This window comes from Streptomyces sp. NPDC111628 (assembly GCF_055635195.1).
Window position 1 is genome coordinate 963539 of the sequence record NZ_JBVKBZ010000002.1, and the last position, 16799, is coordinate 980337.

Annotated in this window: 15 protein-coding genes; 8 read left to right on the forward strand and 7 right to left on the reverse strand. The window is 73.6% G+C overall.

Annotated elements, in window-relative coordinates:
• The first annotated feature begins 49 nt into the window (after nucleotides 1-49).
• The 5 genes from ACZ7MF_RS11995 to ACZ7MF_RS12015 all read left to right on the forward strand — a co-directional run bounded on the left by ACZ7MF_RS11995 (nucleotide 50) and on the right by ACZ7MF_RS12015 (nucleotide 3426).
• Nucleotides 50-898 carry an alpha/beta fold hydrolase gene (locus ACZ7MF_RS11995; RefSeq protein ID WP_471476154.1) on the forward strand — a complete coding sequence of 283 codons (849 nt, stop codon included), beginning with the start codon at nucleotides 50-52 and terminating at the stop codon, nucleotides 896-898.
• Nucleotides 899-1001: 103 nt separating this feature from the next.
• Nucleotides 1002-1244 carry a DUF397 domain-containing protein gene (locus ACZ7MF_RS12000; RefSeq protein ID WP_189750111.1) on the forward strand — a complete coding sequence of 81 codons (243 nt, stop codon included), beginning with the start codon at nucleotides 1002-1004 and terminating at the stop codon, nucleotides 1242-1244.
• Nucleotides 1245-1328: 84 nt separating this feature from the next.
• The gene (locus tag ACZ7MF_RS12005) at nucleotides 1329-2231 is read left to right on the forward strand and encodes a universal stress protein (protein ID WP_471476155.1); all 903 of its coding nucleotides are present in this window, start codon (nucleotides 1329-1331) and stop codon (nucleotides 2229-2231) included.
• A 36-nt stretch (nucleotides 2232-2267) separates the two neighbouring features.
• On the forward strand, nucleotides 2268-2870 hold the full coding sequence (locus tag ACZ7MF_RS12010) for an ABATE domain-containing protein (protein WP_471476157.1): 603 nt from the start codon (nucleotides 2268-2270) through the stop codon (nucleotides 2868-2870).
• 58 nt (nucleotides 2871-2928) lie between these two features.
• Nucleotides 2929-3426, forward strand: a complete 498-nt coding sequence (locus ACZ7MF_RS12015; RefSeq protein WP_003971896.1) for a hypothetical protein — start codon at nucleotides 2929-2931, stop codon at nucleotides 3424-3426.
• A gap of 21 nt (nucleotides 3427-3447) precedes the next feature.
• Here the strand turns inward: ACZ7MF_RS12015 and ACZ7MF_RS12020 are convergent, their stop codons facing one another.
• Both ACZ7MF_RS12020 and ACZ7MF_RS12025 read right to left on the reverse strand, forming a co-directional pair.
• Nucleotides 3448-5370, reverse strand: coding sequence for an N-acetylmuramoyl-L-alanine amidase (locus tag ACZ7MF_RS12020; RefSeq protein WP_471476160.1), 1923 nt, complete (start codon nucleotides 5368-5370; stop codon nucleotides 3448-3450).
• A 313-nt stretch (nucleotides 5371-5683) separates the two neighbouring features.
• The gene (locus ACZ7MF_RS12025; RefSeq protein ID WP_471476162.1) at nucleotides 5684-6826 is read right to left on the reverse strand and encodes an aminoglycoside phosphotransferase family protein; all 1143 of its coding nucleotides are present in this window, start codon (nucleotides 6824-6826) and stop codon (nucleotides 5684-5686) included.
• A 296-nt stretch (nucleotides 6827-7122) separates the two neighbouring features.
• Between ACZ7MF_RS12025 and ACZ7MF_RS12030 the strand changes: the two genes are divergently transcribed.
• Entirely contained in the window at nucleotides 7123-8631 is a 1509-nt protein-coding gene (locus tag ACZ7MF_RS12030) for a DNA-binding protein NsdB (RefSeq protein WP_471476164.1), read from the forward strand.
• A gap of 21 nt (nucleotides 8632-8652) precedes the next feature.
• On the opposite strand, the gene ACZ7MF_RS12035 is transcribed toward ACZ7MF_RS12030, so the two are convergent.
• The 4 genes from ACZ7MF_RS12035 to ACZ7MF_RS12050 all read right to left on the reverse strand — a co-directional run bounded on the left by ACZ7MF_RS12035 (nucleotide 8653) and on the right by ACZ7MF_RS12050 (nucleotide 14203).
• A complete protein-coding gene (locus tag ACZ7MF_RS12035; RefSeq protein WP_471476166.1) occupies nucleotides 8653-9951 on the reverse strand; it encodes a PAS domain-containing protein in 1299 nt (432 codons plus the stop codon).
• A 272-nt stretch (nucleotides 9952-10223) separates the two neighbouring features.
• A complete protein-coding gene (locus tag ACZ7MF_RS12040; protein ID WP_471476168.1) occupies nucleotides 10224-11252 on the reverse strand; it encodes a Gfo/Idh/MocA family protein in 1029 nt (342 codons plus the stop codon).
• A 122-nt stretch (nucleotides 11253-11374) separates the two neighbouring features.
• Nucleotides 11375-12469, reverse strand: coding sequence for a baeRF3 domain-containing protein (locus ACZ7MF_RS12045; protein WP_471476170.1), 1095 nt, complete (start codon nucleotides 12467-12469; stop codon nucleotides 11375-11377).
• An 81-nt stretch (nucleotides 12470-12550) separates the two neighbouring features.
• Nucleotides 12551-14203, reverse strand: coding sequence for an alpha/beta hydrolase (locus ACZ7MF_RS12050; protein ID WP_471476172.1), 1653 nt, complete (start codon nucleotides 14201-14203; stop codon nucleotides 12551-12553).
• A gap of 233 nt (nucleotides 14204-14436) precedes the next feature.
• On the opposite strand from ACZ7MF_RS12050, the gene chpB reads away from it, so the two are divergent.
• Nucleotides 14437-15162 (forward strand): LAXTG-anchored chaplin ChpB, encoded by a 726-nt coding sequence (gene chpB, locus ACZ7MF_RS12055; RefSeq protein WP_471476173.1) that lies wholly within the window; start codon nucleotides 14437-14439, stop codon nucleotides 15160-15162.
• 43 nt (nucleotides 15163-15205) lie between these two features.
• Here chpB and ACZ7MF_RS12060 read toward each other — a convergent pair whose 3' ends face one another.
• Nucleotides 15206-15691, reverse strand: a complete 486-nt coding sequence (locus tag ACZ7MF_RS12060) for a nucleoside deaminase (RefSeq protein ID WP_471476175.1) — start codon at nucleotides 15689-15691, stop codon at nucleotides 15206-15208.
• Nucleotides 15692-15833: 142 nt separating this feature from the next.
• On the opposite strand from ACZ7MF_RS12060, the gene ACZ7MF_RS12065 reads away from it, so the two are divergent.
• A complete protein-coding gene (locus ACZ7MF_RS12065) occupies nucleotides 15834-16793 on the forward strand; it encodes an SDR family oxidoreductase (protein WP_471476176.1) in 960 nt (319 codons plus the stop codon).
• Nucleotides 16794-16799: the final 6 nt, after the last annotated feature.

The window sequence follows — 16799 nt, forward strand, 5'->3', positions numbered from 1 at the left end:
TCCACAACCGCGTTGCGCGGCAGAGCGGCGACCGGTGAGGATCGGCGCCATGCAGACCTTCGCCGCGTACGACGGGACCCGCCTCGCCTTCCACGTACGGGGCGAGGGGGAGCCGCTGGTCGTCCTGCCGGGCGGACCCATGCGCGCCTCCGCCTACCTCGGCGACCTCGGCGGCCTCGGCGGCCTCGCGGCCCACCGCCGGCTGATCCTGCTCGACCTGCGCGGCACCGGCGACTCCGCCGTTCCGCAAGACCCGGCCACGTACCGCTGCGACCGGGTCGTGGACGACGTCGAGGCACTGCGCGAGCACCTCGGCCTCGACCGGATGGACCTCCTCGCGCACTCGGCCGGGGGCAGCCTCGCGATGCTGTACACCGCCCGCCACCCGGCACGGGTGTCCCGGCTCGTCCTGGTCACCGCCACCCCCTGGGCCCTGGACATGCGGCCGACGGCCGAGGACCGGCTCCGCGCGGCGCTCCTGCGCGCGGACGAGCCCTGGTTCGAGGAGGCCATCGGTCCCTTCCGGGCCTGGCTCGCCGGGAGCGGCGAGTTCGATCCGGTGTTCGCCCCCTTCTTCTTCGGCCGCTGGGACGACGCGGCCCGCGAACACGACGCGCTCGCCGACAAGGAGAGCAACGACGAGGCGGGCGACGTCTTCCTCTCCCCGGACGCCTTCGACCCGCCCGCCACCCGGGCCGCGCTCGCCCGCTGCCCCGCTCCGGTGCTCGTCCTCGCCGGTGAGCGCGACGGCGGTCCCGGCCCGGAGCTGGCGCGCCGCTGCGCCGACGTCTTCCCGCACGCCGAGGTCGCCGTCCAGCCCGGCGCCGGACACTACCCGTGGCTCGACGACCCGCGCTGGTTCGCCCACCGGATCGCCGCGTTCCTCGGGCCGAACTGATCTCCGCCACTCCTCTTCGCAAGGCACCCCCGTCGTGGCCTGTCGGCGGTCGGACCCGGTCGCTAGGCTGGCCGCGGACGACGAAACCGGGAGGAGCACGGACGTGGCCGAGAGCACCACCCACCAGCGCCCGCTCATGGGCTGGGACAAGCCGGAGCTGGATCTCAGCAACGCGCAGTGGCAGTCCAGCAGCCGAGGCCTGGGGGATGTCCAGATCGCCTTTGTCGAGGGATTCATCGCCATGCGGAACAGCGGCAGCCCGCAGAGCCACTCCCTGATCTTCACCCCCGCGGAATGGGGCGCGTTCGTGTCGGGAGCGCGGGAAGGGGAGTTCGACCTCACGTAGGACGGCGCGGGGTGCGCCGACCGGCCGAACCGGGGTGTTCGGTCCGCCGCCGGGGGGAAGTCCGTACTCCGGAGGTGAGGACCCATGAGCACCCTGCCGGTCATCGCGGCGGTCGACGGTTCGGACGACGGCCTGCGCGCCCTGGACTGGGCGCTCGACGCCGCCCACCGGCGCGAGGCACCGCTGCGGGTGGTGCACGTGCGCCAGTACGCCGCCTGGGCCCAGACCGACGTCCTGGTCGCGGGCCCGCCGGACACCGCCGAGGACCCCGCGCTCGACCAGGCACGGGCGCACCTTCAGGGACGGGCCTTCGCGGTGCCGACGGAGTACGTGGGCATGGAAGGCGTTCCCGGCGCCCTGCTGCCGGAACTGGGCGCCGACGCCCAGCTGCTCGTCCTCGGCTCCCGGGGCCGGGGCGGCTTCGCCGGCCTGCTGCTGGGCTCCAACGGGATGGCCGCCGCCCGTGACGCGCAATGCCCGGTCGTCGTGGTGCCCCGGCCCGGGCGCGAGGTCCACGGCGAGGCACCGGCCGAACCCGGCCCCCGGGTGGTGGTCGGCCTGCACGTCGACAGTCCCGACGACGCCACCCTGTCCTTCGCCTTCACCGAGGCCGAACTGCGCGGCGCCCGCCTCCAGGTGGTCGCGGCCTACCCCTGGCCGGTGCAGACCTGGGCCGCCGCGGGGCAGATGATGCCCCTGGTGATCGACGAGGTCTCCGTCGAGAGCGAGACGCGGGTCCTGACCGACGGCCTGCTCGCCCCCTACCGGGGACGCCATCCCGACGTCCGGGCCGACACCCACGTCGTCCCCGGCGACGCCGCCGGAAACCTGGTCGCCTCCTCCAAGGACGCCGACCTGATCGTCGTCGGCCGGCACCGCCGGCGCCTGCTGGCCCCCGCCCGGATGATGGGCTCGGTCACCCACGCCGTGCTGCTGCACGCGGCGGCCCCGATCGCGGTGGTGCCGCCGGCTCCCCCGCAGGAGTGACACCCCGCCCCGCACGGCGTGCCTATCATCGGCCGCATGCAGGACTCGCCCCGCAGGGACACCCGGATCGCGCTCGCCCTGGCGCTGACCGTCCGGCACGACGGGCACGGCGGCGTCGCCGACGAACTGGCCGGCCCGGCCGGGCTCACCGCCTGGGTCGGGGCACACCCCGATGCGGTGCCGGACGCCGAGGTCTTCGAGGCCGACGCGTCCACCCTGGCCGCCGTCCGCGAGGTACGGGCCGCCGCCCGCGCCCTCTTCGCCCGCGCCGTGCGCCCCGGCGAGCCGAGCCCCGCCGACGCCGCCCGGCTGCTGCCCGTGCCCGAGGCGCTGCGGCGCCTGAACGAGGCCGCCGCCCGCACCCCCACCGTCCCCGTCCTGGCCTGGGCCGACACCGCCGAGCCCGTCGTACGCGCCGCCCCCGCCGAGGGCGTACGGGCCGACCTGGCCGCCGCCCTCGCACAGGCCGTGATCGGCTTCCTCGCGGGGCCCGACCTGAAGCGGTTGCGGGCCTGCCACGCGCCGCGCTGCGTGCGCTACTTCCTCAAGGAGCACCCGCGTCAGGAGTGGTGCAAGCCCTCCTGCGGCAACCGGGCCAGGGTGGCCCGCCACCAGGACCGGCAGCGGCGATCCGCGTAGCCCGGCCGGGCCGCCGCCCGCACGCCGTTCCCGGCCCCCGGCCACGTACCATGGCGGCATGTCGTTCCTCCGCCGCCGCAGCGCCACGCCCGCCGGGCCCGACTTCGACGTACTGGCCATGGACCCGGGCGACTGGCCCGGCAATCTCGGCGCCGGTCTGCTGCCCGCGCCCGACGGCAGCTGTCAGGGCGTCTTCCTGCGCTACGACCTGTTCGGCGGCCGCGGCCCCGCGATGATCATCGGCAATCTCCCGGACGGCTCACCGGCCCGCGAGGTCCCCGAGGGAGAGATCCCCTTCGAGGTGGCCCAGCTGCTGCTCGCGCTGGAGAACGACGAGGAGATCACCGTCGTCGGCGCCGAGGACGTCCCCGTGATGCAGGGCGACAACCTGCTCATCGTGCGCCGCCTCAAGCTCTCCGAGAGCCGGATCTCCTGCGTCCAGTTCGACCGCAGCGACGGCGTCCTGGTGACCATCGCCGCCTGGGACCGCCCCATCACCGACGACCTGTACGCCCTGCTGAAGCCGCTCCCGGCGGAGCTTTTCCAGCAGGGCTGAGACCCGGCTCCCGGCAGCGGCCTACCGGGCCGTGGAGACCGTCACGTCGGCGGCGCGCACGTACGCGACCCGGTGACCGTACTGGATCTCGTAGTACTGGTCCTTTCCGGTCACCACCCGGTGGGACGCCTCGTTGAAGGTGACCGCGTAGTAGTACTCGCCGGGCACCTTCTCACCGACCACGTACTTCTGCCCCGCGAGCAGGGTGTACGGCAACGGTGACACCGCCTGGGCGGGAACGTCCGCCGGGTAGGCGGCCTTCTCCGGGTACGCGCGCCCGTACACCGGGACGCTCGCGAGGCCCTTCTTCGGAGTGATCACGCGCCCCGAGGCGGGTACCGCGGCCGGGCTCTTCCCGGGGTTGTGGAACCAGGCCTTCTGCCCCAGGTACCAGATGGCCGTCCAGTCTCCCCACCGGTCGGCCACCGCGTACTGCTGGCCCGTGGAGACCCGGGAGGACAGGTCGTTCACTCCGGTCGTGGGGGTGGTGCCGAGGCCGATGTCCTTGATCAGCGGCGCGTTCACGTCGTGGTCGGAGTACAGCCGGACCTCGCTGGAGCCGTGCGCCGCGCAGGGCTCGCCCGCCGTCTTGCAACCGGTGTACCCGGGGCGGTTGGCGTCGTAGTCGGGGCGGATCGTGACCAGGGCGGACTTCTTGCCGGCGGTCGGCTGGAAGGGCCGGCCGAGCAGCTGGAAGTAGTGCCGCCAGTCCCAGTACGGGCCCGGGTCGGTGTGCATGCCCGGGATCGTCGCCGTGGTGGTGCCGGGGACGTTGTCGTGGCCGAGGACGTGCTGCCGGTCCAGCGGGATGTCGTACTTCTTCGCCAGGTACTTCACCAGCCGCGCCGACGACCGGTACATCGCCTCCGTGTACCAGGCGTCCGGCTCCGCCAGGAAACCCTCGTGCTCCAGACCGATCGACTTCGCGTTGACGTACCAGTTGCCCGCGTGCCAGGCCACGTCCTTCGCCTTCACGTGCTGGGCGATGTGACCGTCGGTGGAGCGCAACGTGTAGTTCCAGGACACATAGGTGGGGTCCTGGACCATGTTGAGGACCCCGTTCCAGGTGCCCTCCGTGTCGTGCACGACGATGTACCGGATGCGCTGGGAGGCCGGCCGGGTGCCCAGGTCGTGGTTGCCGTAGTCGCCGTCGCCGAACTCCTCGTACGGGGCCGGGACCCACTCGCAGGACACCGACCTCGGGCACTGGGTACCGGCGGCGGAGGAGGCGCGCAGGCCCGCGCCGTCCAGCCGTGAGACGTCCGGCGCCACGCCGGGGCGGGCGGCCAGCGAGACCCGCTGGCCGGCGTCCGTGGTGCGCCGCTCACCCGTGCGGATGACCTCGTAGACGTCGTCCGCGTACGCCGCCGCCGTCGCGGAGTCCTCCGCGCCGGAGAAGCGGGCCACCGCCGCGTACCAGTCCGCAGGGTCCGCGCTCAGCGGCTCACCCAGGTCGCGCTGCGCGGCGGCGAGCAGCGCCGCACCGCCGGCCACGTTCGCGGCCGGGTCCGTGCGCAGCGCCTCGGGGCTCAGCCCGGTCAGCGCGGCGGCCTTCGGCAGCGTGGTCAGCCGGGCCGGCAGGTCGCCGGACGGCGCGACGGCACCGCCCGCCGGGTGCAGCGCGGCGCGCGCGTCGTCGCCGCGCGGATCCTCCGAGCCCCCGCCGTGGTGCGAGGCCCCGGCGGCCAGGGCCGTGCGGGCGTCGGTGAGGTGCAGCGGGCCGTAGCCGCCGGTCACGCTCGGCGCGCCGCCGTGCGCGTCCCAGCGGGACTGGAGGTAGGAGACGCCGAGCAGAACGCTCTGCGGCACGTGGTACTCGGCCGCCGCGGTGGCGAACGCCCGCTGGAGGCGGTCCGGGGCGGGTGGCGCGTCCGTGGGCACGGCGGCCGACGGGGCCGCGCCGAGCAGCGGCAGCAGCAGTGCCGCGGTGGCCAGGGCGGGCACGACGGGGGATCCTCGCAAAACGGCCTCCTGTGACGGTCGGGCGGGTGGGGACGTGACGGGCGTGCGGGGCCGGGCTGGGTCAGTCGTACCCGGCGGTCCGACGATCCGTCAATCATGCCGTCATCATGGTGATTTCCCACGTCAGCAAGGGGTTCGGCGAGTTTCGTGGCGGCGGCCCACAGGCCTGCGGGGCGTCAGTGGCGTACACCTGTGGTCCCTGCGCACACCCCCGGGCGGGCGGACACGAAAAGCGCGGTGCGCCCCCCTGTCGGAAGGGCACACCGCGCACCGTCGTCCTCCTCGCGCCGTCCCGTCAGCGCGTGCCGACCGCCGCCCGCACGGCCCGCCGGGCCATCTGGCAGTCGTCGTGCAACCGGCGCAGCAGCAGCCGCTGTTCCTCGCCGGTCGGCGCGGCACCCGGATGGGCCGGTCCCGGCGCCGCCCCGACCGGGTCGTGCATCGAACGCTGCACGGCCGTCTCGTACGTACGGATCTCCCTGGTCAGTACGAGCATCAGGTTCACCAGGAACGCGTCGCGCGCCGCCGTGCCCGTCGCCTGGGCGATCTGGCTGATCTGACGGCGGGCCACCGGAGCGTCCCCGAGGACCGCCCACAGCGTGGCCAGGTCGTAGCCCGGCAGGTACCAGCCCGCGTGCTCCCAGTCCACCAGCACCGGACCGGCCGGGGACATGAGGACGTTGGACAGCAGCGCGTCACCGTGACAGAACTGGCCCATGCCCTGGCGCCCGCCCGCGTGGGCGATGCCGTGCAGCAGCTTCTGCAGGTCGCCCAGGTCCCGGTCGGTGAGCAGCCCCAGCTCGTGGTAGCGGGAGATCCGGGCCGCGTAGTCCAGCGGTGCGTCGAAGGTGCCGGCCGGCGGCCGCCAGGCGTTCAGCCGGCAGACCGATCCGATCGCCGCCCTGATGTCCGCCCGCGGCGGGGCCTCCAGGGGATGCCGCTGCAGCGCCGCCACTCTTCCGGGCATCCGCTCGATGACCAGCGTGCCGTTGTCCGGGTCCGCCGCGATCAGTCTCGGCACCCGCACCGGAGGGCGCTGCCGGACGAACGAGCGGTATGCCCCTATCTCGTGCCGGCTGCGCTCCGCCCACGCGGGGGAGTGGTCCACTAAGCACTTGGCCACCGCCGTACTGCGCCCGGTCGTGCCGACCAGGAGCACGGACCGCCCGCTGCGCCGCAGCACCTGCACGGGCGAGAACTCCGGGCAGATCCGGTGCACGGCGGCGATCGCCGTGCGCAGTTGGGCCCCCTGGGGGCCGGACAGGTCGATTCTCCCGCTGAGCGGCTGGGTGCCGGGCCCCGCGCCGAGCCGCGCCCTGCCGGCCCCGAGCACCGGGGCCGCCGGACGCGCTGGGGCGAGATAGGGGCCGCCACCCGCCGTCGGGCGGGGGTGCAGCGAGCGCTGCGGGGCGGACACGGAGGACGATGCTGCGTACATGGGCGAGACAGATCCCTTCGTGTGCCTGCTGTGCCTGCCTGAAGAGGGGTGCCGGTCCGGTCCGTTCGGTACCGGGGGCGGCACGTCTTCCGAAAGCCGTCGCGCCGCCCGACCGGCCGCCGGGGGCCACCCTGGGGAGTACCCCCGCGGCGACCGGGTCGGGGTGGCGCATTCCTACCTGACACCCGGCCGCCCGTGGCACACCATCTGGCGCACCCTGGCGAACGGTGGCGAATAGTCGCCCGGCAACCCGCACGGGGCTACTGTCAACTCAGCCGAGAACCTGGGGGCTTGTAGTGAGCAAAGAACCCAACACCCGCCTGTCGGACCTGTTCGGCCTGGCCGGCTGGTCCAAGGGCGAGCTCGCGAGGCTGGTCAACCGGCAGGCGGCGGCCATGGGCCACCCCCAGCTGGCGACCGACACCTCGCGGGTGCGGCGGTGGATCGACATGGGAGAGATCCCGCGCGATCCGGTGCCGCGGGTGCTGGCGGCTCTGTTCACCGAGCGTCTCGGCCGTGTCGTGACCATCGAGGACCTCGGTCTGGTCCGGCACGGGCGTGCGGGGAAACGGCCACGCGACGGGAGCGAAGAGCATCCCGACGGCGTGCCGTGGGCGCCCGAGCGGACTGCGGCGGTCCTCACCGAATTCACGGGAATGGACCTCATGCTCAACCGACGCGGCTTGGTGGGCGCGGGCGCCGCGCTCGCCGCGGGCTCCGCACTCAGCAGCGCCATGCACGACTGGCTGCACACCGACCCGGCCCTCGCGGCCGACGCCCCCGACCTCCATCAACCCCTGCACGCCGACCCCGCCGGGTTCGACCGCTACGAGGCCGCCCCCATCGGGTCGCAGGAAGTGGAGGAACTGGAGCGCTCGGTCGAGGTGTTCCGTGCCTGGGACGCCGCCCGGGGCGGCGGCCTCCAGCGCAAGGCCGTGGTGGGCCAGCTCAACGAGGTGGGCGGCATGCTCGCCTACCACCACCCACCCCATCTCCAGCGGCGCCTGTGGGGCGTCGCCGCCAACCTCGCCGTCCTCGCGGGCTGGATGTCGCACGACGTCGGCCTGGAACCGACCGCCCAGAAGTACTTCGTCATCGCCGCGCACGCCGCGCGCGAGGGCGGCGACCGGCCCCGGGCGGGCGAGGCCCTGTCCCGGGCGGCCCGCCAGATGGTGCACCTGGGCAAGCCCGACGAGGCCCTGGACCTCATGAAGCTCGCCCAGTCCGGCTCCGGCGAGCAGGTACTGCCGCGCACCAAGGCCATGCTGTACACCATCGAGGCCTGGGCGCAGGCCTCCATGGGCAAGGGCCAGGCGATGCGCCGCACCCTGGGCCGGGCCGAGGACCTCTTCGTCTCCGACAAGGCGGACGTGCCGCCCCCGGACTGGATGCAGACGTTCAAGGAGGAGGACCTGTACGGCATGCAGGCCCTCGCCTACCGGACGCTCGCCGAGTTCGAACCGGGGGCCGCCGCACACGCCCAGCACTACGCGGACAAGGCTCTGGCCCTCAGGATCGACGGCCGGCAGCGGTCGAAGATCTTCGACTACCTGTCGATGGCCTCCGCCTGCTTCATCGCCGACGACCCCGAACAGGCGGACCGGTACGCGCGCCTGGCCCTGGTGTCGATGGGCTCCAACTCCTCGCAGCGGACCTGGGACCGGCTGCGCCAGATGTACCGGCTGACCGCCGAGTACGCCGGATACCCGAAGATCCAGGAGCTGCGGGAGGAGATCAAGCTGGCGCTGCCCAAGGGCAGGTCACCCAGGGGGAAGGGGCCGGGCGGCACCATCGCGTCGGCGTAGGGCGCGACGCGCTCCGCAGACCTAGGGCGTCACCCGGGCCATCAGCACACAGGCGTCCTGACGACCCGGAAGCTCGTCCAGCTCCCGTGTCACGAGCCGTACGCCGTCCCCGGCGGAACTCGTCGCGGTCAGTCGGGGGGCCAGGGAGAGGAGGTGCTCCACGGCCGCCGGTTCGAGTGTCCCGGTGTGCAGGAGGAGCAGGTCGCCCGCTTCGAGGGTCGTCTCGGCCTGTCCCGACGGTCCGTCCTGTCCGGACAGCGCACGCCCCGTTCCGCCGCGGAAGAGCAGCGGGACGGGGCCCGAGGCGTGGGTCCAGGTCAGGGTGTGGGTGTCCGGCCGGTAGCCGCAGTACACGGCGCCGTCCACCGGGGGCAGGGCGGTGGCCCGGAGCAGTTCGGCGAGCCGGTCCCGCAGTCGTCCCGGCCGGGTGCCGGCCAGTGCCAGGCCGCGCAGGGCGCCGATCAGCACCGCCGGGCCGTGCCCCTCGGCCTCCGGGCGTCCGAAGTCGCCGACGGTGAGCAGGGTTTCGCCGTCGCCGCCGAGCGGACACGCGTCGTACCACCCGCCGTACCGGGACCGCCGGCCCGTCGCGGACGTCGACGGGAGGTGCGCGGCGGCCAGGTCCAGGCCGGGCCGGCCCTCGTCCGGGAAGCGCAGGAGACCCTGCCAGGGCGGCGACGGACGGTGCCGGAGCGAGTCACGGGTCTCGCTCAGCGCCCGCTGACTGCGGCGCAGTTCGCCGACGTCCCGCAGCACCGCCCACATCGATGCGGTGCTGCCGTCGGCGTCGAGGACGGGCTCGCCCATCATGTGCACGGTGCGTACGCTCCCGTCGGGGCGCACCACGCGGAACTCGCCGTCGATGGGCCGGCCGTCGACGAGGCAGTCCGTGACCATCGCGGTGAGCTTCGGGCGGTCCTCGGTGAGTACGAGGGACGGGAGTTCGTCGAGGCTGAGCGGGACGGAGGCCGGGTCGCGGCCCAGGATCTGGAAGAGTTCCGCGGACCACTCGGCCTCGTCCGTCAGCAGGTTCCACTCCGCGCTGCCGACCCGGCTGAGCAGCGAACCGGCGCGCGGCGCGGGTGCCGGGCCGTCCCGGAGCTGGGCCAGATGCGCGTCGAGGTCGGTGAGTTGGTGCAGTGCCAGGTCGTACAGGGCGCGCTGCCAGCGTCCCCGGGGGTCCGTCGTGTCGTCCTGGCTGTCCCGCCGCACCGCGTCCACGTCGCCCCGCAGCCGCCGGGTCTGCGATATGAGCGCCTCGACCGAGCCGGGTCCCGGTGGCTGGGCGGCCGGGTGGTCCGCGGAGAGATGGGACGACATGACGCACTCCGATGTGCTGACGGTACGACCAAGGTGGAACCGGGGCCGGCGGAAGGGCCGTTACGACTGTTGCACAGCCCGCCATGCCTCGTAAGGGATTCGGCAACACACGATACGGTGGTGCTTCCGGCATATGCCACAGTCTTCCCCGGGTGACTCGGGTACGTGTTCGGCGTAGCCGGGCTGCCGGGCAAGTCGTAGGTCTTCTACGGGACTTGAGGTGGATGAGGGCCCGGATACGTCGTCGCCCTGGTGTTCGGTGGACCCTTGTTCTATGCCCGGTCGTACAGGGCCGGACGGGGTGCCATGTCGACGGGTGTGCGCGTGCCCGTCCCCAGCGCCCGCACCCCGGCCTCGGCGACCGCGGCCGCCGCGTACCCGTCCCAGGCGCCCGGCCCGGTGACCAGGCCCTGCCGGGTCGCGTCCACCCAGCTCTGCACCTCGTGGTCGTAGGCGTCCGCGAACCGCACCAGGTAGTCCTGCGGTACGTCCTCCCGCGCGCCGCCCGCCGCCGTGACCACCATGGTGTGCGCCGCACCGATCCGGGCGCTGCCCGCCTCGCAGACGGCTTCGCAGCGCACCTCGTAGCCGAAGCCGCAGTTGACGAAGACCTCCACGTCCACCACGGCGCCGCCCTCGGTCTCGAAGAGCACGAGCTGCGGATCGAGCAGGCCCTCGGGCGCACCCGCCGAGGGGCGCGGACGCAGCACGGTCACCGCGGTCAGCTCCTGGCCGAGCAGCCAGCGGGCCGCGTCGATCTCGTGCGAGACGGAACTGTTGATCAGCATCGCCGAGGTGAAGTGCGGGGGCGAGGAGACGTTGCGGTGCACGCAGTGCAGCATCAGCGGGCGGCCCAGCCGCCCGCCGTCCAGGAGGGACTTCAACTGCCGGTACTCGGCGTCGTACCGCCGCATGAACCCGATCTGCGCCAGCCTCCTGCCGAGGCGTGCCTCGGCCTCCACCACGCGCAGCGCGCCCGCGGAGTCCGGCGTCATCGGCTTCTCGCACAGCACCGGCAGCCCCCGCGCGAAGGCGGCCAGCAGGGCCTCCTCGTGCGCCTCGCCGGGCGAGGCGATCAAAACGGCCTCGACACCCGGCGCGTCCAGCGCGGCCTCGACGTCCGTGTGCACCGTGATCCTGCCGAGCCCGCCGATCCCGCCCACGGCCTCCTTCGCCCGCTCGGCGTCGGGGTCCGCCACCGCGGCGACCCGGGCGCCGCTCACCACCTGGTCGACGCGTCGTATGTGGTCGGCACCCATGTGTCCCGCACCCAGGACCGCCACACCCAGAAGTTCACTCACGCCGCGCCCGCTCCTTCGTCGTCCGCCGCGCACCCGCCGGCAGCGGGTACGTGTACGGCGAACAGGCTTTCACGCGCGTCAAGAGGCAGGGGATGACCGGTCCGCGGGGCGGGCGGCCGGCGTCAGTAGCGCAGTACTCCCGCGATGCCGTCCGCGTCCGCGAGTGCGCCGTCCGGCACGAAACGGACATCGGCGCCGGTCTCCAGGCACTGTTCGACGATCTCGTCCACGATGTCCTCCCGGGCGTCGAGGTCGCCGTCGTCGGCCGGGAGCAGGTGCTCGCCGTCGTCGCGCATCGTCACCTTGAAGTTCTCCTCGACGGCCAGCAGCCGGACGCGGCCCGTGTGGGCGCTCTCCCACAGCTCGTCGACCCCGGCCGCGAAGTCCTTGCGGCCGCGGGCCGCGTCCAGTTCCCTGGCCACCGCCTCGACCGACCCGCGCGCCTCCTTCTCGAGCACGGGCCGCACCGCCTGCCACACCGCCTCGGCGGTGCCGTGCGCGAGCCCGCCGTGCGGGACGAGCACCGCGTCGGCGGCGAGCGCGCCCGCCTCCTCGAACAGGGACAGGGCGGGCTCGGGGCCGGTGACGTACAGCGGCCGGGGCCGGGCGCGCAGGACCTTGCCCATCGCGGCGTCGGCGTCGCGCAGGAACTTGCGGGTGCCCTCGTCCCGGAAGGTGCTCGGCGCGTCGCCGATCCGCTCCTGGCGCTCGGGGTCGAAGTCCTCCGCGGGCCGGTCGAGCGGGAAGCCGCCGAGGTGTTCCTCCACGACGCGGCCCGCGCCGCCGCTCCACAGCTTGACGCGGTCGGCGGCGACCGACAGGACCCAGAACGGCCGCTCGGCCGCCTGCGCGGCGACGAGGTTGCGGGTGAGGAAGGTGTCCGAGAGAACCACGCGCTCGGGCACGGAACGGCTGAGCGTCCAGACCTGGTGCTCACCGGGTGCCGCGAAGATCGCCAGACCGTCCTCGGCGTACGTCAGGTCGATCTCGGCGAGCGCCCGGTCCAGTTCGCGGGACACCTCCGCGCGCCGGTCACGGCTGACCGCCGGATCCTCCTCCAGCTGTTTCTTGGCCGCGGCGACCGCGTTGCGCAGCCGGACGCGGTCCTGCGCGTTGTCCGGCTCGCGGCGGTGCGTCGGCGTCAGTACGGACACGGCCGGATACGGGCGGGGGCGCCGCAGTCCGGCGAGGGTGGCGGGACTCAGATCGTGCTCCATGTCAGCACGATATGCTCCACGGGTATATAAGGCATATCGGGCATTCGGTGCGGGCCGCCGCTCGGTCGGACCCGTCGCCGCTCAGTCGGCCCCGGCGCCGGTGGACTCGGGACCGCAGGAGCTGCCGTCGGGCGGCAGGGAGCCGTACAGCAGGAAGTCGTCGACCTTGCGGTGCACACACTTGGACGACGCGTAGCCGGTGTGTCCCTCGCCCCGGTTGTCCAGGACCACGGCGGAGGGGCCGAGCCGGTCGGCCGTCTCCGTCGTCCAGCGGTACGGCGTGGCCGGGTCGCCGCGGGTGCCGACCAGGAGCATTTTCGCCGTGTCGAGGTCCTTCACGTCGTCCCGGATGTAGTCCGTTCCCCTGGGCCGGCCGTAGCACATGAGCACCTGGGTGAGCCGGTACCGGCCGAAGACCGGCGAGACGTCCTCGTACCGTGCGCGCAGCCGGTCGAGGGACGCGGTGACCTGGGCGGCGGTGGGACGGTCGGGGTCGTCGGCGCAGTTGATCGCCATCAGGGCGGCGGGAAGGTTGTCCATGGGGACGTCCTCCTCGTCGGTGAGGCCGGCCGTCCTGTCGCCCCGGACCGGTGCCTGGACCGGTGCCTGGACCGGTGTCCGGACCGGGAAGGTGACGCCGCCCGACGAGAAGCCCTCCAGGCCGCGGGTGTCGCCGTCCCCGAGCAACTGCGCGAGTGCCCGCTCCAGCGAGGGCCACAACTCCCGGCTGTACAGGGCCTGGCCGATCGCGCCGACCATGTCCTGCCCGGTGAAGGGCTCGCCGAAGGCCGACGGCACCGGGTCGGAGTCGAGGGAGGCGACGAGCCGCTCGACCTGGTCCCGGGCGTCCCGGGCGTCCTGGCCGAACGGGCAGGCGATGTCCTCGACGCACCAGTCGAGGAAGTTCTCCAGCGCGGTCTGCTGCCCCCGCGCCCCGGCCAGCCCCTGTTCGGCCAGCGGTTCCGTCAGCGTGTCCACGCCGTCCAGGACCATCCGGCCGACCTTGTCGGGGAACCGCGCCGCGTAGACCGCCCCCAGCCGGGTCCCGTACGAGAAGCCCAGGTAGTTGAGCCGGTCGTCGCCGAGTGCCCGGCGCATCACGTCCATGTCGCGTGCCGCGTCGACCGTGCCTATGTGGGTCAGTACGGGGCCGGAGTACTTGGCGCACTCGGACGCCGCGTCCCGCAGCCGCTTCAGCACGTCCTCGGGGTCGCTCATCCCCCCGTCCCCGTCGGTCGCCTCCATGATCTTCAGGGTGGCCGGACCGCAGGAGACCGGGGAGGACCGGCCGACGCCGCGGGGGTCGAAGGTCACCACGTCGTAGCCGTTGGTGAGGTGCATGAACTCCTTGCCGCCCGCGGCGAGTTCATTGATGCCGGAGCCGCCTGGCCCGCCGAAGTTCAGCAGGACCGAGCCCCGTGAGTCGCCGGTCGCCCGGTACCGGGCGAGGGCCACGTCGAGGGTCCCGCCCCGGGGGCGCGCGTAGTCGAGGGGGACGGTGACCTTGCCGCACTGCAGGTCCTTCGGCATGTCCGTGCCCTCGCACGCCGTCCACTTGATCCGCTGGTCGTAGAACCGGGACAGCCCGGATCCGGCGTCCCGCGTGGTCGCGGTGGTCGCGGTGACCGCGCCGTTCGCGGCGGCAGGCAGTCCCGCGCCCAGCAGGGCCAGGCCGAGCGCTCCGGTGACCGCGCAGCGCCGGACCGAGGGCCGAGTCTCCAGCTTGGCCTGCATCGATGCCTCCAGGGCGCCCCGTCGCGGACCGGTGGTCGGCGCCCTCGCTCACCATAAGCGGGCCGCGCACCCGGCGCCTCCGGGCGGCATCGCACCGGACGGTGCGCCGCTTGTTCGATGAACCGCCCACTCGATGGGGTGAAAGACCGATAAGCCATAACTCGGATGGTGCGCCCGCGTTTTAGACGGTGCGGGCGACTGCCCGCGACCATGTCTGGAAGGCAGGGAGCCTCATGAGAAGGGTTACCCGAAACGGTGTGCTCGCCGTCGCCGCCTCAGGCGCGCTGGCCGTGACGATGCCGGCGTACGCGGCGTTCGCGTCCGACGGGGCGGGCGCCGAGGGATCAGCGGCCGGTTCCCCCGGGCTGATCTCCGGCAACACCGTCCAGCTCCCGGTGGACGTGCCGGTCGCCGTGTGCGGCAACACCGTGAACGTGGTGGGGCTCCTCAACCCGGCCGCGGGCAACGGCTGCGCCAACACCGGGGAGACGGACGTGTCGCACCACGGGTCGGAAGCTTCGGGCGACACGTCCGACAGCCCGTCCGGGGGTGCGTCGGAGGCTGCGTCGGGCGGCGCGTCCGCCGAGGGAAGCGGAAAGGATTCGCCCGGCGTGCTCTCCGGCAACGGGGTACAGCTGCCCGTGCACCTCCCGGTGAACGTCAGCGGCAACAGCGTCAACGTGGTCGGCATCGGCAACCCGGCCGTCGGCAACGAGTCGACGAACGGCTCCGGTGACCACCCGGAGCCCGTACGGCCCCCGGCGGAGCCGGAGCCGTCCGCCCCCGAGGAGGAGCGCGCCGGGCCCGGACCGGCCCCGCACGCCGACCCGCCCCGGGAAGAGGTGTCCCTCGCCCACACCGGGACGGACCGCACCCTGCCCACCCTCGCGGGCGGCGCCGCGCTCGTGCTGGGCGGCACCGTCCTCTACCGGCGCTTCCGGCCGGGCTCCGGGCACTGACCGCGCCGACCGGGGCATCCGCCGTCAGGGCGGGTGCCCCGGCTCAGGTGCGTCCCGCGTGGAAGCGCCGGTGCAGGGCGTGGATCTCCCGGGTGAGTTGCGGCACCGGGCCCTCCACGGTCACGCCGGGCGCCACCTCCCGCACCGGGAGCGGCCGCACCGGCGCGGCCGGTACGCCCAACTCCTCCAGCCAGCCCACCAGTTGCTCCGACGAGGCGACGTACACGATGCGTCCCAGGCCCACCCACGCGTGTGCGGCCGCGCACATCGGGCAGTGCTCGCCGGACGTGTACACCGTGGCCGCGGCCCGTTCCCCGGGAGTCAGGCGGGCGGCGGACCAGCGGGCGAGCTCGAACTCCGGGTGACGGGTCCGGTCGCCGGAGGCCACCCGGTTGTGGTCCTCGGCCAGCACCGTACCGTCGCCGCCCACCAGCACCGACCCGAACGGCTCGTCGCCGGCCTCCAGCGCCTCGGCCGCCAGCTCCACACAACGGCGCAGGTGTGGCAGTTCGGCGTCCTTCACGACCATGGCGCACCACCCTCCTCGTGACGTGATCCTTCCCGGCCAGCCTATGTGCCCCCGACCCGACCATCTTGCTATCCATCATCGCTGGCGTTAGAGTCTCTAACAGAAGCAAGTGACCATAGCGATTCGAGGCAAGAGGAGCGCCATGTCCGCCGCCACCCCGCAGCAGCCCGCCCCGCACGTCGTCCTGGGATCCGGTCCCGCCGGCACCGCGCTCGCTCGTGAGCTGGTGCGCAGGGGTCACCCGGTCCGCCTGGTGGACCGCAGGGCCGCCGGTCCCGCCATCGAAGGAGTCGAGCGGATCCCCGCCGACGTGAGCACGGCCGACGGAGCCCGCACCGCCATACGCGACGCGGCCGTCGTGTACCACTGCGTCAACGTCGCCTACCACCTCCAGGTCGAGGTGATGCCCCGGGTTCAGGAGGCCGTCCTGGCCGCAGTCGAGGCGAGCGGCGCCCGGCTGGTGGTGCTCGACACGCTGTACCCGTACGGCGAGACCGGGGGAGCGGTGATGACCGAGGACAGCCCCTGGAAGGCCACCAGTCGCAAGGGACGGATGCGTGCCGAGCTGGACGAGCGGTACCTCGCCGCCCACCGGTCCGGCCGGGCCCGCGTGGTCCTCGGCCGCAGCGCCGACTTCTTCGGGCCCGGCGTGCTCAACTCGTCCCTGGGCGCGGCCGTCTTCCCCGGCGCCCTCACCGGCGGGGACGTCGTGGCCATGGGGAACATCGATCTGCCGCACAGCTACACCGCCATCGAGGACGTGGCGGCCGCTCTCGCCACCCTCGGCGAGCGTCCCGACGGGGACGGTCGCGTCTGGCACCTGCCGACCGCGCCCGCCGTCAGCACGCGCGAGATCCACGCACTGATCGAGAAGCGCGTGGGCCGCCCGCTGAACGTCGTGGTACTGGAACGGCCCCGCCCCTACGGCCCCTTCGACGAACTGCTGATGGCCGAGTACGAGGAGATGTTCTACCAGCACACGGAGCCGCAGATCATGGACTCCGGTGCCTTCGAGCGGTTCTTCGGGGCGGCTCCGACGCCGCTGGCGGACGCCGTGGACGCGACCGTCACCTGGTACGAGGCATGGCTCCGCAGCCGGTGACGGTCG